Here is a 26,181-nt window from a genome sequence, read left to right as displayed (position 1 = left end):
GGGTCAACTCGCGCGCAGGCCGATGGCCGGCTCCAGCCTCTCGTCCGCGAGGGGCTGTCCGGCCGAGTGGATGAGCCCGGTCCGGTAGGCCAGTGACACAAGCTCGGCGCGGTCGCGGACGCCGAGCTTGGTGCGCACTCGGTAGAGATGGGTACGGACCGTGGCCTCACCGATGATGAGTTCGCGGGCCACCTCCTCGGTGGACATGCCCTGCGCCACCATCCGGGTCACTTCCCGTTCCCGCGGGGTCAGCTCGGTCACCTCCGGGCAGGCCGCGGCCTCCTGGGGCTCCGGCTGCGCACGGAACCAGCTGACGAGGCGCTGGGCGATGCTCGGTGCGAGCATGGTCTGCCCGGCGGCCGCCGCCTGGATAGCGGTGATCAGCTCCTGCGGGCTCGCGTCCTTGCCGAGCAGGCAGCTCGCGCCGGCGTGCAGCACGTCGCTCACGGTCTTGTCGGCGTCGGACGCGGTGAACACGACTACGTTGGGCGGCTCGTCCTCCTTGCCGAGCCTGCGGATCATCTCCAGGCCGGAGATGGTCTGGAGGTTCAGGTCCGTCACCACGACATCGGGCCGCGTGGTGCGTACACGAACGATGGCTTCCATGCCGTTGTCGGTCGTGCCGATCACGTCGATGTCCGGCACCGCGTCGAGGAGGGTCCTCAGACCGTCCGCGATAACAGGCAACTGGTCACAGATGAGAACCCGAATGGTCATTGTGTTCCCCCTCGATAAGGATGACGAAGCAGCCTCGCTGTCCTGAACCGGATCGCGGTGCGCGAGGGTGCGAGGCTCGCTCCGGAAGGCATCTGTACGGCCTCATCGACGTGACATGCAGCAACCTGTGTGACGTGAAGGGAGACCGGACGCGGGTTCGATCAGCCGTTGCCGTTGTTGCCACGGTGCGCGAGGACGACCCCGCCCGTCGCGGAGCCGGCGGCGACGGTGCGCTGCTGGACGCTCTCCGGCGCGTCGGCGTCGGAGGAGGCCGTGAATCCCCCCAGAAGTGCGCCGAGAGCGAGGGCGGAGGCGGCGATAGGAGTGGCGCGCATAAGTGTGAGCTCCTTCAGAACGGCAGGCCTTTTCGACTCCGCTGATGCTCCCGATTCGTCTTCCCGGCCCGTTCCCCTCTGGACACCCGCCCGATCCCCGCGTCGTGGGCCGCCCGACGCACAGGCCGTCATCGGGCCGTCTCCGGCACGTTCATGAGGGAGAAGAGGTCGTCCGCCGCCGAGCGGTGGTGCTGGGCCGCCTGGGGGTGTCCCTGGGCCTCGGCGGTACGGGCGAGGCCCCACAGCGCGCACGCCTCGTCGTAGCGCAACTCCATACGGCAGGCGATCTCGTGGGCCAGCAGCTGCTGAGCCTGAGCCGTGTCCAGGTCGCCCTGCGCGTACAGCACCCGCCCGACCGAGAGGTGCACGGTGGCACGGTGGATGTCGTCGGTACTGCTGGTGGCCTTGGCGAGCGCGTGGTCGGCGCTCTCCGCCGCCTCCTCCAACTCCCCCAGGCGTACCAGTACATCGGCTCTGCGGGCGAGTACGAGCGGCAGTACGGAGGGCATGCTCATGCGCTGGCACCGTTCCAGCGCCGCGTCGGCCCGGGCGAGCGCCTCCTCGAAGCGGCCCAGGCCCTCGATCGCCTGGGAGAGATTGCTCAGCGCGTCCACGGAGAGCTGGATCTCCTTGATCGATTCGAAGATGGTCACCGCCCGTACCGCCGACTCCGCCGCCTCCTCGAACCGTCCGAGCCGCACCTGGATCAGGCTGAGCGTGCTGAGCGACGAACCGTCGAGCCGGGTGAAACCGAGCTCCTGCGCACGCCGGTTGGCCTCCTGGCTCAGCTGCAGCGCGCGTTCCAGCTCCCCCATACTGTTGTACGCCTGCCCCAGCCGGGCCCGGCACTCCGCCTCGCTGTGCTCGTCCGCCATCTGCCGGGACAGTTCCACCGCTTCTTCCAGCCGGGCGACCGCTTCGCGCAGCTGTCCCTGCCGCCATTTGCCCATGGCCAGATTCATCAGGTTCAGCCGGGTCAACGACTGGTCCCCGAGGCGCCTCGATGCCTTGAGCCCTGTCTCCAGTGCCGCGTTCGCCCTGGCGTCGTAGCCGCGGATGCTGGAGTGGAAGCCCAGCTCACGCGGCAGCCGCGCGGCGTGCCACAGCAGTCCCCCCTGGTACGCGGCGTCCACCGCCGCGAGCAGACTGTCGCGGTGCTGGTCGAGCCACTGGAGCGCCGTGTCCTCGTGGTCGAACTCGTCGTGTGGCAGGACTTCCTCGTCGCGGTCTCCGAAGTGGCGCCGTCCGGGAAACAGCGTGTCGCACGCGCGTTCCGCCGTGCTCAGGTAGTGGTCCAGCAGTCGCCGCACCGCCTGCCCGTCCTCCGGCGCCCGCTGGCCCTGCGCGACGCGTTGCACGAAGCTGCGCACCAGGTCGTGCAGCGCGTACACGCCCGGCTCCCGGGCCTCCAACAGCCGTACGTCCACCAGTTCTTCCAGTACGTCCTCGGCCGTCAGGACATCGGTGTCCAGCAGGGCGGCTGCTTCCTCGGCGTCCAGATAGCGTCCGGGGTGGTACCCCAGAAGCCGGAAGGCCGTGCGCTGTTCCCGGGGCATGGACTGGTACGACAGCAGCAGCGCGCCCGCCACTCCCCTGCCCTCGCTGGTGAGTTCGTCCAGCCGCCGGTCGTGGTCCCGCAGCCGTTCGACGAGTCGCTGGACGGTCCAGTGCGGACGGTTCGCCAGCCGGGCGGCGGCGATCCGGACCGCCAGCGGGAGTCCTCCGCACAGCCGCAGCAGCTCACGGGCCGCGTCCGGCTCCTTCTCGACCCGTGCGGCGCCGAGGGTGTTGCGCAGGAGTTGCTGGCTGTCCAGCTCCGGAAGGGCGCCCACGGAGAGCCACTCCACCCCGTCCAGTCCGGTCAGCCGCGGGCGGCTGGTGATCAGGACCACGCTGTCGGACGAGGCGGGGATCAGCTCCCGTACCTGCTCCGAGGCGGCGGCGTTGTCCAGCACCAGGAGCATGCGACGGCCCCGCATGTACGACTGCCACCGCGCGGCGCGTCCGGCCGGCACCGTCGGAATCTCATCGCTGGGGATGCCCGCGGCGGCGAGCAGATCTCCTTGTGCGTGGAACGCGCTGAGCGGCGTCTGGCCCGGTGTGAAGCCGTGCAGGTCGATGAAGAGACTGCCGTCCGGATACTGCTCGGCCAGTTGATGGGCGGCCCGGATGGCGAGGGCCGTCTTGCCGCCGCCGCCCATGCCGTCGAGCGCCAGGACCGTCGGCCAGCCCTCCGGGGCACGTCGGGCCGCGTCGCAGATCCACCGCAGCTCCAAGCTGCGGCCGGAGAAGTCGGGCACGTCGAAGGGCAGCGCGTGCGGAGCCTCGGTCACCTGGTGCGGGACACGGGGCACGGCGCGTTCCGGGCGGCTGAGCGAGGGGTCCTGGCGCAGGATGCGTTCGTGCAGTCCGGTCAGCTCCGCGCCGGGGTCGATGCCCAGTTCGTCCGCCAGGTGCCCTCGGGCACGGGCGAACTCGTCGAGCGCTGCGGCCTGTTGGCCGGAGTGGTAGAGGGCGAGCATCAGCCGGCTGCGCAGCGCCTCGCGCAGCGGATGCTCGTCGACGAGGACACGCAGCTCGCCCGTGATCCCGGCGGCCTCGCCCGCCTCGATGGACAGATCGTAGAGCTGCTCGGCGGCGGTGAGCCGCTGCTCCTCCAGAGCCGTCGAGGCGGCGTCGACCACCCGGCCGCCGGAACCGGCCAGCACCGGCCCCCGCCACAGCGCCAACGCCTCACGCAACTGTGCGGCGGCCCGCTCCGTCTCCCCCGCGTCCCCCGACGACCTGGCCTGTCGCAACAGCTCCTGGTAGCGCAGCAGATCGAGTTGCCCGGTGTCGACGACCGCGCGGTACCCCGGCCCGTCGGTGACGATGATGTCGGGGCCGTACGGAATACGGCTGCGCAGTTTGGCGACCGTCTTGCGCACCTGGTGCTCGGCGCTGTCGGGCGGTTCCTCGCTCCATGCGGCCGCCACCAGACGGGAGACGGGCACGACGCGCCCCGCCTCCAGGAGCAGCGTCACAAGGACACGTTGTTGCAGAGCTCCCGTGAGAGATACGAGAGCGCTGCCGCTACGAACTTCCAGAGATCCCAGAACCGCGAATTCCGGTTTAGGGCTTGTACTATTTTCAATAAGTTTTGACGTCGCGGCCCGCACCCTGACCTCCCCCGTCAGCAATGAAATGCGACACACGTCACCGTGAGATTAGATCATCTCGCGGAGAACCTGCACCAGGCAGATTAACTTCCGCGGTCCGTCTCCGTGCCTTCACCGCTTCAGAAGGAGAACACAACTACCCGGCACGCGTCATCGGGCGGCCGGCCGGATATCGGCGACAAGGTCCTTTCGCGCCTTGGCGACCCGTTCGCGGGTTACTTCCGGTGTGTCACCCTCGACGACCACATAGGCGCGCCGGGCGCGTGGATCGCCGACGGGAGGAATCCGGTCACCGACGGTGTACGGGAAGCGGGCGCCGCGAACCCACGGGGTCACGGCGATGTCCTCCGTGCCGGTGTACGTCTCGAGTCGCCCTTCGGGCAGCAGGAAGAAGCCGACCTCCGCGTACCCGGAAGCGCTCGGCACGACCGGACGGTCGCCCTGGAGGCCCGTGAAGACCGCCGCCTCCAGGTCGAATCCGCGCGCGATGTCGATGAGCAGGGGGATGCGGTCGGCGCCCAGGTGCGCGTGGCAGGACACGATCCGCGGCCCGTCGCGCAGCAGCGCCACCTGCGTGTGGGCCGGGCCGAAACGGTATCCGCTCGCCGTCAGCCGCTCCTCGACCGCCGCCCCGATCATCTTTTGCTCGACGTCGGTCAACGGCGCCGGATGAAGGTGGCCGGTCACGACGAAGTGCGGTGGCCCCGTGGTGCGTTGAGCCGTCATCCCCACGATGTGATGGGTCCCGTTCACGGTCAGCGTCTCGACGCTCACCCTGGGAGCCTCTGCCGGGGCCCGCTCGCCCTCTTCCCGGACCTGGAGCCGTTCGTACACCGCCGGAGGGTTCGGAGACAGGCCCAGCCGCCATGCCTCCCGGACCACCGGCAGGACGGAGCCGCCGTGTCCGCAGTGCAGCACTGCGCCGATGTCATGGCGCTGGGCGGTACGGCTGATGACCTCGCGCAGCCCGGCCTCGTCGGCGAAATCGGTGAGCAGCAGCTGTTCGGAGACCTCTTCGACGCGTGGCGCGAAATCGGCCTCGAGCTGCGACGGATCCCATACCGACCAGATTCGGAACCCCAACTCCAACCCTCTTCGCACAAGTTGGTGACTCGGCATCACCAGGAGCAGCCTGAACTGCGAGCTTTTCGGGGAGTGTGCACACATACACGGCACTGTGTACGGGGGCCTTCCCACCCTGTTCCCGTTAGCTTCCCCATCGGGCGTCGTCGGCTGCCGAAACCGGGGATTCCGCCCCTGACCGCCCTTCGAAAGGCAGCACTCGATTATCTGCAACCCCACCTATGGCGGAAATTCGCCTTGCATTACGTGGCACTTCCAATTTATGCCTCGTCCGCAGTCCGCCGCTCACAGCGACCACGCGGTCAGCAATTCATCGGGGCCGTAGGCAGCGTCAAGTCCCGCACATTTGCTGCGCGGCCGTGATGCTGTCGCGGCGCCGGGTGTCAGTCACGCGCCGAAGGGGACGTCCTGCGCCGGTCGGGCATCCTGCTCACGAAGCGCGGCGGGGCACCGAACAGCAGCGTGTCCGCCAGGCCCTTGATGCCAACCAGGGGCCCGACTCCGAAGAGTCAGACCCCTTTCGACCCGCACGTCTGCCAGACCGGCATCGTGATGGTGTGTCACCCGCTACACGTTGAAGCGGAACTCCACGACAAGGCTCTGACCTGCGGAAATGCGGGCGCATCCCAGCACCATCCCAGCACGGGATGCGCGACAAAGTACAAGAAGACCCAAGGTCGCCAACGCTACCCGGCAGTACCCGCACGTGCCTGAAGTCTGAGGAACTTCTACGCACGCCACATCAGGCTCGTGCCACCGCGTCGAACCTCACCGGACGCCACAGCGTCCGCGCTCGCTCGCGGCCCCCCAGGACGCCGACGGCCAGCTCCGCCGCCTGGCCACCGTCCAGGATGCACGTCCAGACCTCGGGGCCCGCGCGAGCGTCCACAGATCCAGCCCAGGTGCTCGGCCAGGGCCCTCATCGACAGAGCGTCCGCGCCCTCCTCGTCGACGACCTGCAGCGCCATGGCGACGATCCGGTCCGGTGGGGCCGGCGGACGAACCGCGGCGCGGCGCGGCGCACCAACTGATCCGTCTCCTCGCTCAAGACCACCGTGGCCGTAACACGCGGGGACTTCCTCTTGACACCAAACCATATCGGTAACAGTGTAGCCATTATGAGTACCTGGTCTGAGCCCCAGCCCGATTCCCGGTTCGTCGAGGTGGACGGCCTGCGGATCCACTACAAGCGTGCTGGGCACGGCCCGGCACTCGTGCTGCTGCACGGCAGTGCCTCATCCCTGCAGCACTTCGACCGCGCGACGGATCTACTGTCGGATTCGTTCGATGTCATCCGACCCGACCTGCCGGCGTTCGGACTGACGGGCCCGCGCAAGGACCGCGACTACGGTGTTCCGGCGTACGCCGCGACGGTGGCGGGCTTCGCGGAGGCGCTGAGCGTGCCGCGCTACGCGTTGGGCGGCAATTCCCTGGGCGGCAACATCGCCTGGAACGTCGCGCTGGATCATCCGGAGCGGCTGACCGGCCTAGTACTGGTCAATGCCACCGGCTACCCGGAGAAGACGGTGCCCGCGGGGATGCGCCTGACCCGCAACCCGCTGGTGCGGCCCCTGCTGAGGCGGGTGATGCCGCGCGGGGCGATCGAGCGCAGCCTGCGCGAGGCCGTCGGGCCGCATTCGCAGATCGTGGACGACGCCATGGTGGACCGCGCCTATCAGCTCATGAGCCGCCCCGGTAACCGCTCGGCGTTCGTCGACTTCTGCAACACCGACCAGCCGGACCGCAGCGCGCAGATCCCCCGCATCACGGTGCCCACGCTGGTGCTGCGCAGCGCGAGCATCGACGGCCAGCACTTCGCCCGCGACGTCCCCAGCGCCCAGGAGCTCGTCCACCCCCACGGCGGACATCTGCTGCCGGAGGAGGAACCGGAGTTGGTCGCGGACGCGATCGCGAAGTTCCTCGGCTCCTGCGCCGACACCCCCGCGAACTGAGGGCAAGGAGGCCCGTTCCATGAAGTACCTCGTCGCCTCGGGCGAGGACCGCAAGCTCACCGCCGACTCACGCAAGGCGCTGCGCGGCAGTTTCATCGAGCTGTCCGACGGCGTCACCCACTACGAGTTGACGGGGCCCGAGGACGGAGAAGTGGTCCTGATGGCGGGCGGTCTGACCATCCCGCTGTTCTACTGGGACGGCCTCGTCAGCGAACTGCACGCCCGCGGGCTGCGCACGCTGACCTGCAGTGCCTACGGCCGCGGCTACTCCGACCGGGTACAGGCGCGTTACGACGAGAGGCTGTTCGCCCGGCAGCTGGCCGAGCTGACGGACCGGCTCGGCCTGACGGCGCGGCCCCTGCACCTGGTCGGCACCTCCATGGGCGCGCTGGTCAGCATGACGTACGCCTCCCAGTACCGCTCGTCGCTGTCCACGCTCACCATCGTGGGCCCTGCCGGTCTTGCGAAACCCCGCCTGACCTCTCCCCACCGGCTGCTGCGCAACGACCGGCTGGCCGGCCTCATCGCCCGGCGGCGCGGCCGACAGATCCTTCAAGGACACCTGGGGCACAACATCCGCGACCCCGAGCTCGGCGCGAAACTGACCGAGATGGTCCTCGACGCCTTCCGCTTCGAGGGCTCGCTGTACGCGGTCTTCGACACGCTGCAGCATCTGCCTTTCACCGGCCGTGACGACCTCTTCCGGCGGACGGGGGCACTGGGCATTCCGACGCTGCTGCTGTGGGGCGACGAGGACAACGTGACGCCGCTGACGCAGTTCGACACGGCGCACGCTCTACTGAAGCCCCAGAAACATCATGTAATTACCAAATGCGGGCATATGGCCCCCTTCGAACGGCCTCGCGACATCGCCGATCAGCTCGTCCCGTTCGTGTCCGCACGCACCGAAAGGCTCGACTCATGAACAACCCGCAGGCCATCGACGTACTGATCATCGGTGCCGGACCCTCGGGCTCCGCCCTGGCGATCGACCTCGTACGCCGCGGACTCGACGTCCGGATCGTCGACAGGTCCCCCCACGCTTTCGACGGCTCGCGCGCCAAGGGCATCCAGCCCCGCAGCCTCGAAGTCCTCGAAGACCTCGGCGCTCTCGACGACGTGCTGACCGGCGGCGACATCTATCCCAAGCTCGGGCTCCATGCAGGACCCATCGGTGTGCCGTGGAAGATGTTCCCCCACAAAGAGGCAACCCCGGACGTCCCGTACCCGAACACCTGGCTGATCCCGCAGTTCCGCACGGACCGCGCCCTGCACGCCCGGCTCGGTGAGCTCGGCCGCGAGGTCGAGTTCGGCAAGGAACTGACCGAGCTGACGCAGGACGAGGACACGGTGGTCGCCAAGGTGGTGGGCGCGGACGGGGTCGAGGAGATCGTCACCCGCTATGCCGTGGGGGCCGACGGCGGCTCCAGTGCGGTGCGCAAGCAGCTCGACATCGGTTTCGTGGGGACGACGGACGAGTCCGACCGCGTGCTGATCGTGGATGCCTCCGTAAGCGGCCTGGCCCGCAACCGGTGGCACATGTGGCCCGGCCTCGGCGGCAAGCTCATCGGCGCCTGCCCGCTCCCCGACAGCGACATGTTCCAGTGGATGATCCGGCTCACGCCCGACGAGAAACCGCCCCAGGAGATCGGCGCCATCATCGACCGGATCCACTCCCACACCCGCAACCGCCACATCCAGCTGCACGAGATCCACTGGAAGTCCGTGTTCCGGCCCAACATCCGTCTTGCGCAGCACTACGGCCGCGGACGTGTCTTCCTCGTCGGCGACGCGGCGCACGTCCACACCCCGGCCGGTGCCCAGGGCCTGAACACCGGTATGCAGGACGGCTACAACCTCGGCTGGAAGCTCGGCCAGGTCCTCGCCGGAGCCGACCCGGCCCTGCTGAGCACCTACGAGGCCGAGCGGCAGCCGATCGCCGCCAGGGTCCTGGGCCTGTCCACGGAGAAATGGGGCGGCATCGCCAAGCTGGACCCCTCCAGCATGAAGCGCGGCAAGGACGAGCAGCAGCTCTCCCTGACCTACTACGGCGGCCCGCTCGCCCCCGCCGACAGCGGCGACACCAGCACGCTGCACGTGGGCGACCGCGCCCCGGACGCCCGACTGCTCGGCGCCGACGGCGGCGAGACCCGCCTGTTCAACCTCTTCCAGGGACCGCACTTCACCGCCATCGCCTACGGCCCCGGCGCCGCCCGGGACCTCGAACTCCTCGACTGGCCGACGACGGGCGCCGAGCTGAAGCGGCTGACCGTCGGATCGGCCGCGGGCGACGGCCGCGCCTTCTCCGACCCCAAGAACACGCTGCAGAGTGCCTACGGCCTGACCGGCGACACCCTGCTGCTGATCCGTCCCGACGGCTACATCGGGCACATCGCCACTCGGGATTTCCTCACCTCCACACAAGCCGCCGTGCGGGCAATGACGCCGCAGGCAAGGAGCCGCACCATGTCCCAGTCGAGCCACACCTCCCCCGGTTCGGGGGCCACTGAATGAGCCGCATACTGCTGCGCGGGGCGCAGGTCATCACGATGACGCCGGACCGGCCGGACGCCGAGCATGTCGACATACTCGTCGACGGCGACACCATCGCCGCCGGCTGACAGACCGCAACGGCCCCCACCCATGAACCGCGCGCCGACACACACGACACCCCGTCCTCGTCGACGCGATGGCCAGGCGCCCTCAGAGCCGTACACCGCGGCCTCGTTCCCACAGCAAGAAGGTGCCGTGAGCAGCCCCATCCCGACTACCGCGAGGATGCCCCGCGACGCTCTGCACCAGGAGCAGATCATCCAGGCGGCCATCGCCCTTATGGACGAGGGCGGCATCCAGAGTCTGACCATGCGAAGACTCGGCAGCCGTCTCGGCATCACCGCGGCGGCACTCTACTGGCACATCAAAAGCCGACACGATCTGCTCCTGCTGGCCGCTGACACCGTCTGGGGGCAGACGCCTCTCCCCGCTCTCGACGGCCTCGAATGGCGTCCGGCCCTCCTGGCCATGGCCGACAACCTGCGTTCGATGCTTCTCAGGCACCCCTGGCTGCTGGCCGCCATGACCGTCCAGCCTCTCGACGGCCCGGCCAAGGACCGCCATGACGAGCACCTGCTCGCGGTCTGCGAGGCGTCCGGCCTCACCAGGCGGGATGCCGAGCAAGCCGCCCAGAGCGTCGTCACGTTCGCGATCGGCGCCGCCCTCGCAGCCACCCCTCGCCCGTATGTGTCCTTCGGACTGCAGTCGCTTCTCGACGGCGTCGAAGCCAGGCTTGTCGCCCCTACCTGACCCGACACAGCACAAGAGGCAGACGCCCAGCTCGACCACCTTCCTCTGCACAGACAGGGCGACGGGCAGGAGACCTGATCTCTCCTCAACCTCACGCCTCCACAGGCTGTGTCGTACCAGGAGTTCGGAAACAGCTGCTGGTCGGTGTGCAACACCGCTCTCGAAAAGCGGGGCGAGGGCTCGCCCGACGTCGGCTGAAGATCGCCTCTCACCCGCTCAGGAGGCCGCGGACCGCACGATGGCAAGGGTCGCAGCACGCCCCTCGGGAGCGGGGACGAGCGGGTAGGCATGGACTGCCCCGTCGCACACGATGACATTCACGGCCGCCCCTTCCGCAGCAGCCCGTTCTTCCAGGCGCCGGACGTCCGGGTAGAACAAGTCGCGAGTGCCGATGTAGACGTCGATGGGCGCCAGGGGGGCAAGCGGGCCATTGACGGGACTGAGCCGGGGTTGGGCGGGGTCATCCCCGCCTGCCCAGCCACGTCCGGCCGCGAGCAGGTCGCTGGTGGTGAGAAATGGATCTCGGGCTTCGGCCTCGGGAATCGCAGGGTTGGTCAGCGTCAGATCCAGCCAGGGGGAGATCAGTACTACTCGGGCCGGCTGGGGCAGACCCGAGCCGACCAGGCTCTGCGCCACGCCCAGAGCCAAGCCCGCGCCGGCGGAGTCGCCCATGATCGTGACCTGGCCGGCGTCCAGGTCGCTGAGCAAGTCGCGGTAGACGGCAGTGACGAAGGGATAGGCGTCACGGTAGGTGTACTTCGGCGCCAGCCCGTACTGCGCCACCTCGACTCGTACACCGGCATCCGCAAGCTGCGATATCAACTGCCAGTGCTGGGGCAACATGTGGCTGATGTAGGCGCCGCCGTGCAGATAGACGACCGCTCGCTCCGCCCGGCGCCCGCGCGGACTGACGGTGTGGCATTCGAAACCGTCGATGCTGCGCGATCCCACATCGTGCCGCTGTACCAGTTTGGCGGGCGGACGAGGCGGCTCCTTCGATGCAGCCACGGGGCCCGGGGCCGTCCTGCGTTTACGGGTCAACCGCAGGTACGCGGCGACTACGTTCATCTGGGGACTGCTCATGTACGGCTCTCCTTCTTGGCACCGCGATGCCGTCCGCCTCGCGGAGGTTGTCACATGTGCAGGACCGGTCTGACGAGCCCTACTTCGTAGGCGAAAGCCACCGCCGGATCATGCGCGCGGCAAGGCGTGGCAGGGACTCGTCGGCGGCGATCAGCAGGGTGTGGTCATGGTGCTGGTTTTTCGTGGTGGGGGAACCGGCGGTACGGGCGTGTACAGCGCTCCCCGAGTACGCCCTACTCGTGTGCGATGTGTGCGCGGTGTTCGGCGAGCACGTCCAGTCCGAAGTCGGAGGTCAGGTCACGCCACACCGAGTGGGCGTGGTTGGCGTACCGCTGTGTGTTGTCGTACTCGATGAGGACGCGAGGGTCCTGCACCCGGTAGTAGTGCGGTTCCCCCGCGTCCGTGCTGCCTGCCCAGCCGAAATGCACCGCGTCGAGGACGGTGTCAGAGGCGTAGTGGGTGTCGTAGGCGTCTGCGAGGAACTCGGGTGCCCGTCCGGTGTAGAGGGTGACCAGCCGGTGCAACAGGTGCCGCTGCTCGTTGTTCAGGTCGCGACCGCTGATGCCTTTGGGGGGAATCGTGATGGCCACGCGCGCGTGATCGTTCTCGGTGTATCCGCTGCCTGCTTCCGCCCAACGGTCGATGTCGTTGACGAGCCGGTCCAGCTCAGGGTCGGCGAACTGGCCGCGCCACAGGTCCTGCATGTGCATCATCGTGTCGCCGTGTTCGACGCGTGGGCGGTTGCCGGAGACGATGTCCGAGACTGCGGACGGGTGGAGCAGGGCGCTGTGGAGTTGGCCCGTGTCCAGGCTGCGGACCAGTTGACGGGCCGTCTCCTCAGGGCCTTGCAAGGGCCGCAGGGTGCCTCCGATCAGCTCGGTCGTGGCCGGGTCGGCACCGATGAAGCAGGGGGTTGTGGAGACGAGCCGGCCGGCGACGACGAGGTTGTTCAGGGAGATGTGATGGCCGCCGAACCGCCATGCCCAGACCCGGTCGCCGGGGCGGCCGAAGATCCTCAGCCAATACAGGCCGGGGTCCCGTCCGCGCTGCCGGCCCCAGTGGACCCGCCACCCTTCCAACTGGTCCAGGACGTTCTCCAGTCCCATCACGGTGGTGACCGTGGCGTAGCCCGGGATGGACAGTCCTGTGGCCACCAGCCGCATGGCCAGGCTCTGTTGGCGGGCGTTCTGGTCTCGGACGGCGAGCCCGCCGTGGTCGGTGGGGGTGTAGAACCAGCGCAGCCGCTCGGCCTCCGCGTCCGGGTGGAGCGGGGAGTTGTAGGCGGCGAGCGGGAGTTGGTCCTCGCTCAGGCTGTTCAGCCAGGCGGTGGCGGCGTCGGCCATGGCGGTCGCCGCCTTCTCCCGCTCGGCTGCCAGGGCGGCGTCGGGCACGGTGCCCTCTCGGTCACCGGTCACCGGTGGACTCCGGGTCCTCGGAGATGTCGAGCATGACCTTGATGGCGTTGCCCCGGCGCTCGGCGTAGGTGTCGAACGCCTCGGCGACGTCGGGCAGCCCGAAATGGTGGGTGACCAGTTCCGCGGTGCGCAGCCGGCCCCGGGCGGCCAGGCCCACGGCGCGGGCCACCGAACGGGTGCCCTCGCCGCGGACCGTGTGGATCGAGATGCCGTTCATCACGGCGTGGTTGAGGTCGGCCCGTACGGGCTCTTCGAAGAAGCCGACGAGGACGACCTTCCCGGACCGCTTGGCCATGCGCAGCGCGTCGTCCACCGCACTCGGGGCGCCGGAGCACTCCAGGACGATGTCGGCGCCGATCCCGTCGGTCGCCTCCCGAACCGCCGCTACGGCGTCCTCCTCCCGGGAGTTGACGACCAGGTCCGCGCCGAAGGACTTGCCGATGGTGAGCCTGGCTTCCCGCGTGCCGGCCAGGGCCACGGTCCTGGCCCCGAGTTCACGTGCGACCTGTACCGCGAGCAGACCTATCGGTCCGGGGCCGATCACCGCGACCGTGGATCCGACGAGCAGGGTGTCGAGCACGTCGAAGGCGTGCATCACGGTGCCCACGGTGGTGAGGACGACCGCGGCGTCGAAGTCCAAGGTGTCCGGCAACCGGTGGAGGGTCGCCACGTGGTTGAGCGCGTACTCCGCGAAACCCCCGTTGACGGTCATCCCCTGCACGCGGTGCCCGGTGTGCCGCAGGCCGTAGTTGAGACAGTCCGTGTAGGCCCCGGCCAGGCAGTTGGCGCAGCGCATGCAGCCGCGGTGGGCTTCCGTCACCACCCGGTCGCCGACCCGGAGCTCGTCCACGGCGCTGCCCACCGCGGCGACGACGCCGGCGTACTCGTGGCCGGGTACGAACTCGCCCGCGGCCGGGCCGCCGTCCTTGAAGAAGCGCCGACTGCGGATCTTCAAGTCCGTTCCGCACAGGGACGCCCTGCGGACGTGTACCAGAACGTCTTCCGGTCCCACCCGCGGCACGGGAAGCGTCGTGACGGCGAGGGTGCCGGGCTCGCCCAGCACCGCGGCCTGCATGGTTTCCGGCAAGGACATAGGGGCCTCCAGTTACGGCCATGAACATGCCTCGGGAATCGACGGACCGAAACGGCCCTGTTCCCCACCTCATCTTGCACGCCGACAACCCCTATTCCCTATTCGCGGCGCATAGGCATCCCTTATGCATGTCGCGAGAGATTCCTATTGGAGACCCATCACGACCTCGTGGCAGTGTCATTTGGAAACGACGAACGGGGCCACCGCCCAAGGAGCGAAGCTGTGGATCTGGGAATTTCGGGCAAGACCGCGCTCGTACTGGGCGGAGGTGGGGGTCTCGGCGGCGCGATCGCCCAGGCTCTCGCCGCGGAAGGCGCCGCTGTCGCCGTCGCGGACATCAGCCCACAGGCCGCCGAGCGCACCGCCGAGGCGGTGGCCGACGCGGGCGGGAAAGCCGTGCCCCTGGAATGGGACCTCGCGGACCTGGGCGCGATCGACCAGCACATCACGGCAGTCGAAGGGGCGCTCGGTCCTGTGGACATCCTGGTCAACAACACGGGAGGGCCGCCGCCCTCGCCGGTTGCGGGGCAGGACCCCGACCTCTGGCTGAAGCACTTCCAGTCCATGGTGCTGTCCGTCATCGCGATCACGGACAGGGTCGTGCCGCTGATGCGGAGCCGCGGCTGGGGCAGGGTCATCACCAGCGCCAGCTCGGGAGTGATCGCCCCCATCCCCAACCTGGGGCTGTCGAACGCCTTGCGGGGCAGCCTGCTCGGCTGGTCCAAGACGCTGGCCCGGGAAGTCGCGGCAGAGGGTGTCACCTGCAACGTGGTCGTTCCGGGGCGGATCGGCACCCAGCGGACCAAGTTCCTCGACCAGGCCAAGGCCGATCGGGAGGGCAAATCCGTCGCGGAGACGTCCGCCGAGAGCGTCGCGTCGATCCCTGTGGGCCGCTACGGCGAACCGCGGGAATACGCCGCCGCCGTCGCCTTCCTCGCAAGCGCCCAGGCCTCTTACATCACAGGCTCGGTCATTCGCGTCGACGGCGGACTCATCGCCAGCCTCTGAAAAAGACATCGGAATTCTGAGGAGGCAGAACAATGGCACCCCTGGACCGCAACAGCAATGGTGTTTTCGCCATCGCACCAACGCCCTTCGACGAGGAAGGCGCAATCGATTTCGACTCGCTCAGCCGACTCGTCGACTTCTACGCAGACGCCGGCGTCACCGGACTGACCCTCCTGGGCCAGATGGGCGAAGCACCCAAGCTGTCCCACGAGGAAAGCGTGCGCATCGTCCAGCACGTCCTCAAGCGCACCGATCTGCCGATCATCGTGGGCGTCTCCGCACCCGGCTACGCCGCCATGCGGGCTCTCGCGGTCGACGTCATGTCAGCCGGTGCCGGCGGCGTCATGATCGCCCCGCCGAACACGCTGCGTGCCGACGACCAGATCGTGAGCTACTACGAGGGAGCGGCGGACGCCATCGGCGCGGACGTGCCGTTCGTGATCCAGGACTATCCGCTGTCCTTCTACGTCGTCATGTCCCCTGCCGTCATCGCCCGCATCGCGAACGCCGCGCCAGGGTGCGTGATGCTCAAGCACGAGGACTGGCCGGGCTTGGAGAAGATCAGCGCGCTCCGGCAACTCGAAGCCGACGGAGCGATGCCCCGCCTGTCGATCCTGTGCGGAAACGGCGGCCTCTTCCTGGACTTCGAGACCGAACGCGGAGCCGACGGAGCGATGACGGGCTACTGCGTTCCCGAGCTCCTCGTCGACGTGGTGCGCCACACCGCCGCCGGCGACCGTGACGCCGCCCATGACATCTTCGACGCCCACCTGCCCCTGCTGCGCTACGAACAGCAGCCGGGCATCGGCCTGGCCGTGCGCAAGTACGTCATGAAGCGCCGCGGAATCCTGGCCTCCGACACCCAGCGCAAGCCCGGGGCCGCGCTGTCCGCGCGTGCCCGCACCGAGGTCGACTACCTGCTGTCCCGGCTCACCCGCAAGGACAGCAGGGTCGCACTCATGGCATGACGCACACGCGAACTGCGTGCCATGCCGACTGATCCTGAACCACACCGGATGTGTGGTCACAGCACGAGCACCGGGCAGCGCTCGGCCGAGTAACTTGATCACATGCAGCTACGTCAGCTGGAGTACTTCCTCGCGGTCTGGGAGGCGGGCTCCTTCAGCGGAGCGGCTGCGCGGCTCTATGTCACGCAGCCTTCGCTGTCCCAGCAGATCGGTGCCCTGGAGAAGGAGCTGGGCGCGGTCCTGCTGGAGCGCGGCCGGCAGGGGGTGACGCTGACTCCCGCGGGCCGTGTCTTTCTGCCCCGAGCACAGAACGTCGTCCGTGCGGTGCAGGACGCGCAGGACTCGGTGCGCGAGGTGGTGGAGGGCCGTCAGGGCGACGTCCACGTCCTGACCGTACGGTCCGTCGCCTCGGGGATCCTGCCGCCGTCCGCGGCGCGCTGGCACTCGACGTACCCCTCCACCGTGCTGAGACTGCACGACTACTCCCACCGCCGGGACCTCGAAGAGGCCATGCGCAGTGGCCAGGGCGACATCGCGGTCGGTCCACGGCCCGACCCGTGGGAGGGGCCCGTCGTCTCCCTGGGATATGAGGAGATGGTGGTGACCGGCTCGGCCGAATACCCGGCGGGAACAGCGGCTGATCCGGCCGAACTGGCCGCTGCCGACTGGGTGCTCTACGAGCAGGAACAGGGCATGAGCGAAGTGGTGGACCGCCTGGCAGGGCGCCTCGGGTTCACGCCGCGTGCCGTCGCACGCACGGGCCAGGTCTCCGCAGCGCTCCTGTTCGCGGTCGAGGGGATCGGTGTGACGGTGACACCGGAGAACGCGGTGCCGCTGCGCTGGTCGAGGCACGCCCGGCGGATCGGGCCCGGCTATTTCCGGGAACTGGTGGTGTTCAGCAGGAAGCTCCCCTCCCAACTGGCCGAGCGGTACCGGGACATGCTCACCACTTTGGAGTTGCCGCTGACCGCGGAGCGGGATCTGCCCGAAGGAGCACTCCGCTTCTAAGGGCAGTGCCAACGGCCACTCAGTTCTCCCCGGAGCGTCAATCAGCCTGCGGGCCAATACCAAGGCCGTTGAGGGAACCTCAGCGTGGCCGCGAAACCTGGCGACGGGCACCGGCTGGGTGAACGTCGTTACGCCCACGACACCGCGAACTCACCCCGAAGCCGACCATCATAACGGCTACACTGTTACCGTTATTGGGCTAGACTGAGCCGCTGCATCGATCGACCAAATCGCCCGTCTGGGCGCCGAGCGATGCACCCGGCCGGCAACTCGACCGCGCCCGATACATCCCATAACGGTCTCGTGACGACCTGCCCGCCATCAGGCCGTCACCCTTGACGCCCACGCCGCCGCGACGCCGGCACCCTGGAGATACCTCATGATCCTCACCATCACCCTCGCCTGCGCCATCGCCCTGATCTTCGGGGGGATCGGAGTGCTCAATACACTCGCATTGCCGAAGGCGCGCGAGCTGGCCGCCGAGACCGGCTTCTCCGTCGCCGCCTACCGCCGCATCGGCGTGCTGCAACTGGCAGGAGTCGCCGGCGTGGCGCTCGGCCCCGTCATGCCGCCGCTCGGCGGCCTCGCGGGGGCCGGGCTTCTCCTGCTGCTCGCCGGAGCTGCGGTCGTACACCTGCGCAAGGGCGACCCGGTTGCCAAATTCGCGCCCGCCGCCGTGTGCGCGGTGCTTGTCGCCTCATACCTCGCGGCCTTGTTCGCCTGAAGCGCTGCGGATCGAGTCCACGCCTCCACGGATGGGCAGCTCCGGCAGTTTCGCCCTGAAAGCAATGCTGCCCCGAACGCAGCCACCTGGGCTCGAGGGCGCTCAAGCCGCGACCGCACGGTCCGCCTGCCTTCGCCGGCGCCCCTCCGTCCACAGTGCCGACCCCCGAGGGGTAGACAATGCCCGTCCTGATCGTGATAGCGATCTACGCTATCCGGATCGCACGCGCCCCCTTGGACGCGCGCCTGAAGAAGCGCCACGTCGGACCTCTGTCGGTCACGACCGGAGCGGTCATGCTCTATCTGGCCTGGGACTGGCTCAGGCCCGAGGGCTTCAGCGCTGTCTATTTCGTTGGCGAGTTCGCCGGCGTCCTGTCCGTCTACCTGATGTCCTGCACCCTGGTGCTGGCCACCCGCCTGATGTGGTTGGAGCAGTGGTTCGGCGGCCTGGACCGCATGTACCGTCAGCACAAGCTGTACGCCGTATGGTCCATACTCCTGCTCACCCCCCACCTGCTCCTCCACTTTTTCTCCGGTTTCGACGGGAGTCAGTACGGCTACGCCCACCGGACCGCGTCGGTAGGGATGGGCCATCTCCTCGGCGCCGTCTCCGCCATCGGCCTGCTGCTGCTCGTCCTCATCTCACTCGGCCAGGTCGGCCGCATCCTCCGACTGCCCTACGAGCGCTGGCTGTTCCTGCATCGCCTCACCGGCCTGCTGCTCCTGTCGGCACTGTTGCACGGCTGGTTCCTCGATCTCATCATCAACGGGTCCACGCCCCTCCTGGCGATCTACGTCACGATGGCCACCATCGGCATGACCGCCTACACCTACGACGAACTGGTGCTACGGCACAGGGAACCCCGGGCGGACTACACCATCCACCGTGTCGAGCGGCCGACACCCGACATCCTCACCCTCACCCTCACGCCCACCGGCGAGACGACGCTTCCCGTGACAGGGGGCCAGTTCGTCTACCTGCGGGTCGGCGGCTGGCACGAACACCCCTTCAGCGTCGCAGGAATGCAGGCCGACGACTCGGTACGCCTCACCATCCGTGCCCTGGGCCGCGGTACACGCCGCCTCTACACGGACATAAGTGAAGGACACCCCGCAACCCTCAAGGGTCCTTACGGCATGTTCGACCACACCCTCGGTGGACCCCGGCAGATATGGATCGCGGGGGGCATCGGTATCGCGCCCTTCCTCGGCTGGCTCACCCACCCCGGTGCAGCGCCGCCCCGCACCGATCTCTTCTACTGCGCCCCCACCGCCGAAGACGCACCGTTCCTCCCGGAACTCACCGCAGCGGCAGCACACCGCCCCGAGCTCCGGCTCCACCCGACGTTCAGCCGCAGCCACGGCCGTCTGAACGCCGAAAGAATCCAGGCCGAGGCCGGACCGATCACCCCCGACACGCACGTCTTCCTCTGCGGCCCCGCCTCCATGATCGAAAACCTCACTCGCGCCCTCCATCGCCAGGGCGTCCCCCGCCAGCATCTCCACGCCGAGCACTTCGCCTTCCGCTGACGAGCCGCCGACCACACGAGATCACGCGCTCAGCACCAGCAGCTGTGGCGACGCTCCAGGCCGACCGAGATGACTCCGTGGGCGGGCGGCCTCAGGTTCGCATCGTCCTGGCTGGTCAGGCGTCGTCGCGCAGGTGGGCAAGCCCGCTGAGAAGGAGTTCGAGTCCGAAGGAGAACTCGTCCTCGATCGGAACGGGCATCGACCCGGCGACGGTGACCGTTGCCGGAAACAAGGCTTGATCGGCGCTCTCAAAGACGGCGGACAGTTGCGCGTCGTCGAGTTGCCCGCCGCCATGCCCGTTGACCTGTATGGCGAATCCGAGGACGTAGCGGGCGAGGGTGGCATAGGCGTGCGCGGCCAGTCGCGGCGGGAAGCCGCTGTCGAGCAGCGCCGCGACACAGTGCTCCCGCAGCGCCATGGCGTTCGGCCCCAGGGGAATCTCTTCGACCATCAGGCGCGCCGCGTTCCGGTGCCGCGCCAGGGCCTCGAACATGGTGTGCGCGACCGTCCGCAGCGCTTGCTGCCAGCCCATCGCGCGGAGTTCGTCGCCATCCAGCTCCACGGCGCCGAACATGCGGTCCACGACATGGGCGACCAGCGCTGCCCGGTTGTCGAAATGCCGGTACAGCGTCGCCGTGCCCGAGCCCAGGCGCTGGGCCAGCGTCCGCATCGAGAGAGCGTCGGCCCCTTCATCGTCCACGATCTGCAGTGCGGTGGAGACGATGCGCTCCAGCGGCAGGGGCGGACGCCCCGGGCGCCGAGCCGATGCCGTGGTCGCTCGCGTAGGACCAGGTGCTGCCACTGAACGTCTACCTCCTCGGCCAGCACCATAACAGCAACACCGTATCCACTATGAAGCTCGCCGGTTGGACATGAAGAGGCGGCACCCCCTTCGATCAGCCCATCGACGACCGCCCAAGAGAAGCGACCGCTCCGGCTACAGCCGGGGCGGTCACGATGGAGGCCGGACAGGATCCGGCCGGTCAGCCGGCGGTCAGGACCGCGCGAGGTCCAGGCCCGGCGTTCCAGGCGTCGGTGCACTGCTCCAGCGGGTAGGTGGTGGCGTCGACGGTGATCTTTCCGTCCGCGAGAACCTGAAGGTAGGCCATGCCCTGGACGAGGTAGCGATCCATCGGGAAGGAACCGATGCCGCTGCCCGACAGCCGGAACGGGCGGCTGCGCAGAAGGGAGGCGGGTACAGCAGCGTCCTCGCCGGCCACGGAGCCGATCTCGACATAGCTGGTGGGTGCCGCGCCGGGGATGCTGTGCAGGGCCTCGAAGGCCGATTCGGCAGGCGTGCCCCACAAATAGTCGAGCACCAGCTCGGGACTGCGGCCGTCCAAGGCGGCAGCGATCGCCTTCGCATCCTGGGCCTTGCCGCCGGTCAGCTCGACGGTCTCGGCTCCCATGCCGGCGACTCGCGCCAGGTCCGCGGCGCCCCTACCGACGCCGATGATCCTCTGCACGCCCAGGGCGCGGGCGTTCTGTACGGCGAGTCCGCCGGCGGCGCCGGTCGGACCGAGGATCAGCACAGTGCCGGGCACACGCTCGTCCACGTGTGCGGTCAGCGGCATCCACGAGGACATCCCGGGCTTCATGGCCGCGGCAACCGTGACCGGGTCGGCGCCGGCGGCAGCGGAGCGGCCATCGTGACAGCCATCCGCTCGGCGAAGGTGCCCCATGGCAGCCGGGTCTCGCCGGTGTAGGCGAGCGTGCCGTCCGCTTTCCGGGCGACGGCGTCCACGCCCGGGACCATCGGGTACTTACCGGTGCTGCTGTAGTGCACACCGTCGACCTTGGCTCGCACGACCGGGTGGATCGCGGCGGCCACGAACTCGACGATCTCGAAGCCGGGTCCGGACTCCGGTTCAGGGAATTCCTGGTACTGGGGGGCGGCGCCCGCCTGGGTCACCACTGCCGCTTTCATCTGGCCTCCTCGGCGCCGGGTACAGGGCGCCGTGCGGCCCACCTGATTACGGATACACTGTAACCACATTTAGCCAGATTCGCACCTTAGGCGCTCGATTCAGGCATTTCGTGCGCCCGGGTGGGGCAGTCCAATCCCGACCCGCTCCCCCGGACGGACGCCCACCTGACCAGGCCAGGGCACCGGTCGCCCCGTCCCGGCGCATCGACAGGAAGACCTTCCATGACCGCTCCCGCTCCTGGCAGCCCTCCTGGTGGGACCCGCCCTGTTCCTGACCTCACGCCCCGCCGTGGCCGCCCCTCGCTCGACCCCGGTCACATCGTGGCGACAGCGCTGAAGCTCGTCGACGAGCACGGCGTTCCGGCCTTCTCCCTGCGCATGCTCGCGGACACTCTCAACTCTGGAACGGCGATGTTGTATCGGCACTTCGAGAGCAAGGACGAGATCGTCGCCCACATCGTCAATCGCGTCCTCGGCGAGGTCGAACTGCCTCACCTCAAGCCCGATGCGCCGTGGCAGGACGTCCTGTCCGCGATGGATCCGCGCTTCTACGAGGTGCTGCGCCGCCACCCGAACGTGGTCCCGGCGCTGATCGCCCAGGTGCCCGTCGGTCCACATGGCCTCGCGCTGCGCGAACGCGTCCTGCGCACGCTGCTGGAGCGGGGCATGCCGGCCGATCTCGCGGCTCGCGCTTTCACAGCCGCAGGAACAGTGTCAGACCCAACGCCACGGCCAGGGATGTTAGTTCGCTCAGGCCCGATTTGAACGACTCTGAACCCAAGCCGTTTCTGATCAACACCAAGAACTGGCCTCGCCCTTAGCGCGCCTTCCAGCACCTCTCATCCGAACGGGGGGTCCTGTCGGCGGCCCCGAATTCCCGTAGGAGCAGCGGGCATTGGGTTCCAGGCCAGCACACTCAGGGAACGGCAGGAGGCTACATGGACCAGGCCCTCAACGAGCGGCAGCAGGCTGTGCTCGACTGGGTGAGTCAGGGGTGCCCCGACGGAGTCTGGCCGGACAGCACGTACAAGACCAGCGGACAGGCCCTGCAGAACCGAGGACTCGTCAAAATCACCAAGCGCCGCGGGAATTGGAGCGCCCACCTCACCGAGAAGGGGCGGCAGCATCTCATCGAACGCGGCATCCACCCCGTGGAGCAGAGCGCCCGGCCGCCGGAACCGCCCGCCCGGAAGCCGGCACCACCCCGTCCCAGAGCCGTGCCGAAGGCCCGTACGACCTACGCGGACCAACTGCTCGAAGAACTGGCCGCGAACGATGGCTGTCTCATCAAGCCCATCGAATCCGGCCCGCACGCAGTGAACTGGGCATCACGCGTCAGCGCCGCCCGCAAGTCCGACAAGATCCCCCGCACCCAGGAACTCCGCGGATACCCGACCCACAGCGGATACGAAATCAAGCTCGTCGACATCCCCGCCTGGCGCCTCGCCGAACTCACCCCGCTCCCCGTGCCGGCCAGACTCACCAAACCCCATGCCGTCGTGGCCGCCCTCCAAAAGCAGCCGCAGCCCATGGGCCTGACCAAACCCCTCCAGGGCCGAGCCCTGCGCATCATGCAGACCCTCATCACCGCCACCGAAGCACAGGGCCATAAGGCGGCGCTCGGAACCACACAGGGCGCGCCCCCGCCACATCGGCGCCGTAAGGCGCCACCGCATTTCACCATCACCGCCCAAGGCGAAAGTGTCGGATTCCTCGTCCTTCAAGAACAAGACCGCAGCGAACACGTCCCCACGGACAAGGAACTCGCCGACACCAAGAAATACTCATGGATGCGCATTGCCCGCTTCGACTACACCCCCTCCAGCCGCCTGCGTTTCATGCTCCGCGGGGGCAGCCCGCACCGCGCCAGCGAATGGGCCGACCTCCCCGACCGGCCGCTGGAAGACCAACTCGCCGAGATCGTGCAAGAGGTCGGCCTGCGCGGCGAAGCCGCGGAACGTAAACGTCTTGCAGACCAGCAAGCCAGAGAGGTGCAGCAAAAGCGGTGGGAAGCCGCCATGCAGGAAGCCCGCGCCGCCTACGCCCACGCCTATCGCGTCAAACACCTCGGAGAACAGGCAGACGCCTGGCACAAGGCCAACCACCTGACCGAATACGTCACAGCAGTACGCGACCGCGCCACATCACTGCCGCCCGGGCAGGAACGGACCGAGATCGAGGCGTGGCTCGCATTCGCGGGCGCGCACCTCCAACACCTCACCGAATCCGCCTCAGCACCAAAGCTGCCCACACCGCCGAAGCCCAGCGGCGACGACCTCAAGCCCTTCCTTGGCCACTGGAGCCCCTACGGACCCCGCTCCTACTGAGCCTTGGGCTCCGCCCGCGACCTGAGGAACGCGCCAAGAGGCGGAAGAGCGGCAACATAGGCGGATCGCCGGTTACCGAAACCGGTGATCCGCCGAATACTTGGAGCTCCACCACCATTCACTGGCCAACCACCGAAAGACAGAAGGTGGACCAGGGGAGCTCACACCGCCACAAGCCGGATCCGCTCACCGCACAGCTTGGCCATGTCGTCGACATCGGAAGTCAGCATGACCACGGGGCGGTGCTGTCGCAGCGCCGCCTCGGCGACCGCCGCATCGATCGCGTACTTGTGCCCGTGCAACCCGGCATTCATCAGCAGCTTCGAGGCCGCCCTCGCCTCCTCGTCGCCCACCGGGACGACCCGCAGTCCGGAAAGCACCCAGTTCAGGCGGGACTTGTTCGTACGGGCGTGGACTGCCTCGATGATGGTGAGCGCACTGATCACGACCTCCATGCCGCGCGAGCGCGCCTCAGCGATCAGAGCCACCACCTGCTCGTCGTCGGCGAGCAGCTTCGAGAGTCCCTCGCTGTCGAGGATCAGCGTCCCCTCGTGGCTCAGCCTGCGGCGGGCCACTCGGCCTCCTCAGCGAACACCTCGTCGAAGACCTGCCGCGCCCGCTGCCGAGCCGGCTCGGAGACCGGCCCTTTGCGGCTCTCGTAGTCCGCCAGGTACTCGTCCAGGACCTGCCCGCGCAGCTCACGCTCGACCGCCTCGGCGATGAACGCGGAGAACTCCCGCTTGCCCACCCGGGCACGGATCGCCTCCGCGGTCCCTTCGGGCAGCGACAGGCTCACCCGCGTCGCCGGGCCTTCCCCGATGCTGTACGTCGTCTCACCCATACCCCGAGTGTGTCAAACGAGTAGGAAAAGCGCCACGGCCTCCGCGCGGCGCCCCAGACTCGTGAAGAAGACGTGTGGATGAAACCCGTCCCGTCCTCCCCGCGCACCGGTCAGATCACTGCCCAAAACCCAGCACGGGCTTCTCATCCCATCCCAGCACGATCCCAGCACGGTACGGATGACCAGGGATGACGACAGGTGACGAGGGGTCAGCTATCCCAGCACCATCCCAGCACGGGAAAAAACCAAGGGCCCGACCCCGAAGAGCCGGACCCTCTCTGACCTGCACGTTTGGTAGATCAGCGACGTGGCGATATGTCACCCGCTACACGTTGAAGCGGAACTCCACGACATCCCCGTCCTGCATGACGTAGTCCTTGCCCTCCATACGCGCCTTGCCCTTCGCGCGGGCCTCCGCGACAGAGCCCGTCTCCACCAGGTCGGCGAAGGAGATGACCTCGGCCTTGATGAAGCCCTTCTGGAAGTCGGTGTGGATGACGCCGGCCGCCTCGGGGGCGGTGGCGCCCTTCTTGATCGTCCAGGCCCGGGATTCCTTGGGGCCGGCCGTGAGGTAGGTCTGCAGGCCGAGGGTCTTGAAGCCCACGTGGGCGAGGGTCGCCAGGCCGGGCTCCTCCGCGCCGACCGACTCCAGCAGCTCCAGCGCGTCCTCCTCGTCGAGCTCGGCGAGGTCCGCCTCCAGCTTGGCGTTCAGGAAGATCGCCTCGGCGGGGGCGACCAGGGCGCGCTGCTCGTTCTTGAAGTCCTCGTCGACCAGCTCGTCCTCGTCGACGTTGAAGACGTACAGGAAGGGCTTGGTGGTGAGCAGGTGCAGGTCGTGCAGGAGCTCCTCGTTGCCGGAGCCCTGGACGATGCCCGCGGAGAACAGCGTGTCGCCCTTCTCCAGGATCGCCTGGGCCTCCTCGACGGCCTTCACCTTCGGCGCGATGTCCTTCTTGATCCGCGACTCCTTCTGGAGCCGGGGCAGGACCTTCTCGATGGTCTGGAGGTCGGCGAGGATCAGCTCGGTGTTGATCGTCTCGATGTCGTCCTTGGGCGAGACCTTGCCGTCGACGTGGACGACGTTCTCGTCCTTGAAGGCGCGGATGACCTGGCAGATCGCGTCGGACTCACGGATGTTCGCGAGGAACTTGTTGCCCAGGCCCTCACCCTCGGAGGCGCCGCGCACGATGCCGGCGATGTCGACGAAGTCGACGGTCGCCGGGAGGACGCGCTGCGAGGAGAAGATCTCGGCCAACTTGGTCAGACGCGGGTCCGGGACGCCGACCACGCCGACGTTGGGCTCGATCGTGGCGAACGGGTAGTTGGCCGCCAGCACGTCGTTCTTGGTCAGGGCGTTGAACAGGGTCGACTTGCCGACATTCGGCAGACCGACGATTCCGATCGTGAGCGACACGTTGCGACTTCCCGTACGTGAGAGGACTTCAGGGGCTGGGCTGGGGCCCGGTCCTTCTTCGATCTTCGATGCAGATGACGCGGATGCACGGGCCGATCCACCAGTCTACGGCGTGCCGCGCCCGGCCCCGGCGCCCTGTCGAACACGTGGCCAAGGTCGACCCCAAGGTGTGTCCGCGGGCCGATTCGCCGCATGAACCGACCTAGGTTGGAGCAGTAGAGGAAGCCAGGGCGCGGGGCGAGGGCCGGTTCGCGCCGGACGTGGGCGGAATCCGGCCGGACGGGGGCAGTGTGGAG

25 protein-coding genes are annotated in these 26,181 nt (G+C 68.3%); 11 read left to right on the top strand and 14 right to left on the bottom strand.

What is annotated here, in order from left to right:
- Window positions 1–3: 3 nt before the first annotated feature.
- The 5 genes from ACFQ6S_RS32350 to ACFQ6S_RS32330 all read right to left on the bottom strand — a co-directional run bounded on the left by ACFQ6S_RS32350 (window position 4) and on the right by ACFQ6S_RS32330 (window position 6,182).
- Complete coding sequence (locus tag ACFQ6S_RS32350) at window positions 4–717, bottom strand: response regulator (RefSeq protein ID WP_383417690.1); 714 nt, start codon at window positions 715–717, stop codon at window positions 4–6.
- Between the two features lie 161 nt (window positions 718–878).
- Complete coding sequence (locus tag ACFQ6S_RS32345; protein WP_383417687.1) at window positions 879–1,052, bottom strand: hypothetical protein; 174 nt, start codon at window positions 1,050–1,052, stop codon at window positions 879–881.
- Between the two features lie 128 nt (window positions 1,053–1,180).
- Entirely contained in the window at window positions 1,181–4,075 is a 2,895-nt protein-coding gene (locus tag ACFQ6S_RS32340) for a BTAD domain-containing putative transcriptional regulator (RefSeq protein ID WP_383417684.1), read from the bottom strand.
- A gap of 285 nt (window positions 4,076–4,360) precedes the next feature.
- On the bottom strand, window positions 4,361–5,293 hold the full coding sequence (locus tag ACFQ6S_RS32335) for a phosphoribosylglycinamide synthetase (protein WP_383417681.1): 933 nt from the start codon (window positions 5,291–5,293) through the stop codon (window positions 4,361–4,363).
- Between the two features lie 742 nt (window positions 5,294–6,035).
- Window positions 6,036–6,182: a hypothetical protein gene (locus tag ACFQ6S_RS32330; protein WP_383417679.1), complete on the bottom strand. Its 147-nt coding sequence runs from the start codon at window positions 6,180–6,182 to the stop codon at window positions 6,036–6,038.
- A 229-nt stretch (window positions 6,183–6,411) separates the two neighbouring features.
- Between ACFQ6S_RS32330 and ACFQ6S_RS32325 the strand changes: the two genes are divergently transcribed.
- The 4 genes from ACFQ6S_RS32325 to ACFQ6S_RS32310 all read left to right on the top strand — a co-directional run bounded on the left by ACFQ6S_RS32325 (window position 6,412) and on the right by ACFQ6S_RS32310 (window position 10,548).
- Entirely contained in the window at window positions 6,412–7,245 is an 834-nt protein-coding gene (locus tag ACFQ6S_RS32325; protein WP_383417677.1) for an alpha/beta fold hydrolase, read from the top strand.
- Window positions 7,246–7,264: 19 nt separating this feature from the next.
- The gene (locus ACFQ6S_RS32320; RefSeq protein WP_383417674.1) at window positions 7,265–8,170 is read left to right on the top strand and encodes an alpha/beta fold hydrolase; all 906 of its coding nucleotides are present in this window, start codon (window positions 7,265–7,267) and stop codon (window positions 8,168–8,170) included.
- Entirely contained in the window at window positions 8,167–9,759 is a 1,593-nt protein-coding gene (locus ACFQ6S_RS32315; protein WP_383417671.1) for an FAD-dependent oxidoreductase, read from the top strand. The genes ACFQ6S_RS32320 and ACFQ6S_RS32315 overlap by 4 nt, the downstream gene beginning before the upstream one ends.
- A 234-nt stretch (window positions 9,760–9,993) precedes the next feature.
- A complete protein-coding gene (locus ACFQ6S_RS32310; protein ID WP_383417668.1) occupies window positions 9,994–10,548 on the top strand; it encodes a TetR/AcrR family transcriptional regulator C-terminal domain-containing protein in 555 nt (184 codons plus the stop codon).
- 216 nt (window positions 10,549–10,764) lie between these two features.
- Here the strand turns inward: ACFQ6S_RS32310 and ACFQ6S_RS32305 are convergent, their stop codons facing one another.
- From ACFQ6S_RS32305 to ACFQ6S_RS32295, 3 genes are all read right to left on the bottom strand, one after another.
- Window positions 10,765–11,631 (bottom strand): alpha/beta hydrolase fold domain-containing protein, encoded by an 867-nt coding sequence (locus ACFQ6S_RS32305; RefSeq protein ID WP_383417665.1) that lies wholly within the window; start codon window positions 11,629–11,631, stop codon window positions 10,765–10,767.
- Between the two features lie 233 nt (window positions 11,632–11,864).
- Entirely contained in the window at window positions 11,865–13,046 is a 1,182-nt protein-coding gene (locus ACFQ6S_RS32300) for a DUF3500 domain-containing protein (RefSeq protein WP_383417662.1), read from the bottom strand.
- Window positions 13,036–14,139, bottom strand: coding sequence for a zinc-binding dehydrogenase (locus ACFQ6S_RS32295; protein WP_383417659.1), 1,104 nt, complete (start codon window positions 14,137–14,139; stop codon window positions 13,036–13,038). Before ACFQ6S_RS32295 ends, ACFQ6S_RS32300 begins: the two co-directional genes overlap by 11 nt.
- Window positions 14,140–14,361: 222 nt before the next feature.
- On the opposite strand from ACFQ6S_RS32295, the gene ACFQ6S_RS32290 reads away from it, so the two are divergent.
- The 5 genes from ACFQ6S_RS32290 (at window position 14,362) to ACFQ6S_RS32270 (ending at window position 19,376) form a co-directional block, all read left to right on the top strand.
- On the top strand, window positions 14,362–15,147 hold the full coding sequence (locus ACFQ6S_RS32290) for an SDR family oxidoreductase (protein ID WP_383417656.1): 786 nt from the start codon (window positions 14,362–14,364) through the stop codon (window positions 15,145–15,147).
- Window positions 15,148–15,179: 32 nt separating this feature from the next.
- Window positions 15,180–16,115: a dihydrodipicolinate synthase family protein gene (locus tag ACFQ6S_RS32285; RefSeq protein ID WP_383417653.1), complete on the top strand. Its 936-nt coding sequence runs from the start codon at window positions 15,180–15,182 to the stop codon at window positions 16,113–16,115.
- Window positions 16,116–16,217: 102 nt separating this feature from the next.
- Window positions 16,218–17,123, top strand: coding sequence for a LysR substrate-binding domain-containing protein (locus tag ACFQ6S_RS32280; protein WP_383417650.1), 906 nt, complete (start codon window positions 16,218–16,220; stop codon window positions 17,121–17,123).
- Between the two features lie 379 nt (window positions 17,124–17,502).
- Complete coding sequence (locus ACFQ6S_RS32275) at window positions 17,503–17,847, top strand: DoxX family protein (RefSeq protein WP_383417647.1); 345 nt, start codon at window positions 17,503–17,505, stop codon at window positions 17,845–17,847.
- A gap of 179 nt (window positions 17,848–18,026) precedes the next feature.
- A complete protein-coding gene (locus ACFQ6S_RS32270) occupies window positions 18,027–19,376 on the top strand; it encodes a ferric reductase-like transmembrane domain-containing protein (protein WP_383417644.1) in 1,350 nt (449 codons plus the stop codon).
- A gap of 115 nt (window positions 19,377–19,491) precedes the next feature.
- On the opposite strand, the gene ACFQ6S_RS32265 is transcribed toward ACFQ6S_RS32270, so the two are convergent.
- The 3 genes from ACFQ6S_RS32265 to ACFQ6S_RS32255 form a co-directional block, all read right to left on the bottom strand.
- Complete coding sequence (locus ACFQ6S_RS32265; protein WP_383418272.1) at window positions 19,492–20,115, bottom strand: TetR/AcrR family transcriptional regulator; 624 nt, start codon at window positions 20,113–20,115, stop codon at window positions 19,492–19,494.
- Window positions 20,116–20,359: 244 nt separating this feature from the next.
- Entirely contained in the window at window positions 20,360–20,962 is a 603-nt protein-coding gene (locus tag ACFQ6S_RS32260; RefSeq protein WP_383417642.1) for a hypothetical protein, read from the bottom strand.
- Between the two features lie 8 nt (window positions 20,963–20,970).
- On the bottom strand, window positions 20,971–21,303 hold the full coding sequence (locus tag ACFQ6S_RS32255; RefSeq protein ID WP_383417640.1) for a hypothetical protein: 333 nt from the start codon (window positions 21,301–21,303) through the stop codon (window positions 20,971–20,973).
- Between the two features lie 321 nt (window positions 21,304–21,624).
- On the opposite strand from ACFQ6S_RS32255, the gene ACFQ6S_RS32250 reads away from it, so the two are divergent.
- Together ACFQ6S_RS32250 and ACFQ6S_RS32245 are read left to right on the top strand one after the other, a co-directional pair.
- Entirely contained in the window at window positions 21,625–22,068 is a 444-nt protein-coding gene (locus ACFQ6S_RS32250; protein WP_383417638.1) for a TetR/AcrR family transcriptional regulator, read from the top strand.
- 173 nt (window positions 22,069–22,241) lie between these two features.
- Window positions 22,242–23,630 (top strand): hypothetical protein, encoded by a 1,389-nt coding sequence (locus ACFQ6S_RS32245; RefSeq protein WP_383417635.1) that lies wholly within the window; start codon window positions 22,242–22,244, stop codon window positions 23,628–23,630.
- 161 nt (window positions 23,631–23,791) lie between these two features.
- On the opposite strand, the gene ACFQ6S_RS32240 is transcribed toward ACFQ6S_RS32245, so the two are convergent.
- The 3 genes from ACFQ6S_RS32240 to ychF form a co-directional block, all read right to left on the bottom strand.
- Window positions 23,792–24,205, bottom strand: coding sequence for a DNA-binding protein (locus ACFQ6S_RS32240; RefSeq protein WP_383417632.1), 414 nt, complete (start codon window positions 24,203–24,205; stop codon window positions 23,792–23,794).
- Window positions 24,187–24,471 (bottom strand): hypothetical protein, encoded by a 285-nt coding sequence (locus ACFQ6S_RS32235; protein ID WP_093721254.1) that lies wholly within the window; start codon window positions 24,469–24,471, stop codon window positions 24,187–24,189. Before ACFQ6S_RS32235 ends, ACFQ6S_RS32240 begins: the two co-directional genes overlap by 19 nt.
- 325 nt (window positions 24,472–24,796) lie before the next feature.
- On the bottom strand, window positions 24,797–25,885 hold the full coding sequence (gene ychF / locus ACFQ6S_RS32230) for a redox-regulated ATPase YchF (RefSeq protein ID WP_383417629.1): 1,089 nt from the start codon (window positions 25,883–25,885) through the stop codon (window positions 24,797–24,799).
- Window positions 25,886–26,181 lie beyond the last annotated feature (296 nt).

The sequence above is a fragment of the Streptomyces sp. NPDC056479 genome (assembly GCF_042795335.1).
Lineage (GTDB): Bacteria > Actinomycetota > Actinomycetes > Streptomycetales > Streptomycetaceae > Streptomyces.
The sequence above is the reverse complement of the archived record's forward strand: the minus strand, read 5'-3'. Positions and strand labels throughout refer to the sequence as shown.

Bases quoted from the DNA above. Each gene is read 5' to 3' on its own strand.
- ACFQ6S_RS32345 (WP_383417687.1), bottom strand. From the start codon at position 1,052: ATGCGCGCCACTCCTATCGCCGCCTCCGCCCTCGCTCTCGGCGCACTT.
- ACFQ6S_RS32270 (WP_383417644.1), top strand. From the start codon at position 18,027: ATGCCCGTCCTGATCGTGATAGCGATCTACGCTATCCGGATCGCACGC.
- ACFQ6S_RS32245 (WP_383417635.1), top strand. From the start codon at position 22,242: ATGGACCAGGCCCTCAACGAGCGGCAGCAGGCTGTGCTCGACTGGGTG.
- ACFQ6S_RS32325 (WP_383417677.1), top strand. From the start codon at position 6,412: ATGAGTACCTGGTCTGAGCCCCAGCCCGATTCCCGGTTCGTCGAGGTG.
- ACFQ6S_RS32255 (WP_383417640.1), bottom strand. From the start codon at position 21,303: ATGAAAGCGGCAGTGGTGACCCAGGCGGGCGCCGCCCCCCAGTACCAG.
- ACFQ6S_RS32260 (WP_383417642.1), bottom strand. From the start codon at position 20,962: ATGTCCTCGTGGATGCCGCTGACCGCACACGTGGACGAGCGTGTGCCC.
- ACFQ6S_RS32320 (WP_383417674.1), top strand. From the start codon at position 7,265: ATGAAGTACCTCGTCGCCTCGGGCGAGGACCGCAAGCTCACCGCCGAC.
- ACFQ6S_RS32235 (WP_093721254.1), bottom strand. From the start codon at position 24,471: ATGGGTGAGACGACGTACAGCATCGGGGAAGGCCCGGCGACGCGGGTG.
- ACFQ6S_RS32285 (WP_383417653.1), top strand. From the start codon at position 15,180: ATGGCACCCCTGGACCGCAACAGCAATGGTGTTTTCGCCATCGCACCA.
- ACFQ6S_RS32280 (WP_383417650.1), top strand. From the start codon at position 16,218: ATGCAGCTACGTCAGCTGGAGTACTTCCTCGCGGTCTGGGAGGCGGGC.
- ACFQ6S_RS32295 (WP_383417659.1), bottom strand. From the start codon at position 14,139: ATGTCCTTGCCGGAAACCATGCAGGCCGCGGTGCTGGGCGAGCCCGGC.
- ACFQ6S_RS32275 (WP_383417647.1), top strand. From the start codon at position 17,503: ATGATCCTCACCATCACCCTCGCCTGCGCCATCGCCCTGATCTTCGGG.
- ACFQ6S_RS32305 (WP_383417665.1), bottom strand. From the start codon at position 11,631: ATGAGCAGTCCCCAGATGAACGTAGTCGCCGCGTACCTGCGGTTGACC.
- ACFQ6S_RS32315 (WP_383417671.1), top strand. From the start codon at position 8,167: ATGAACAACCCGCAGGCCATCGACGTACTGATCATCGGTGCCGGACCC.
- ACFQ6S_RS32350 (WP_383417690.1), bottom strand. From the start codon at position 717: ATGACCATTCGGGTTCTCATCTGTGACCAGTTGCCTGTTATCGCGGAC.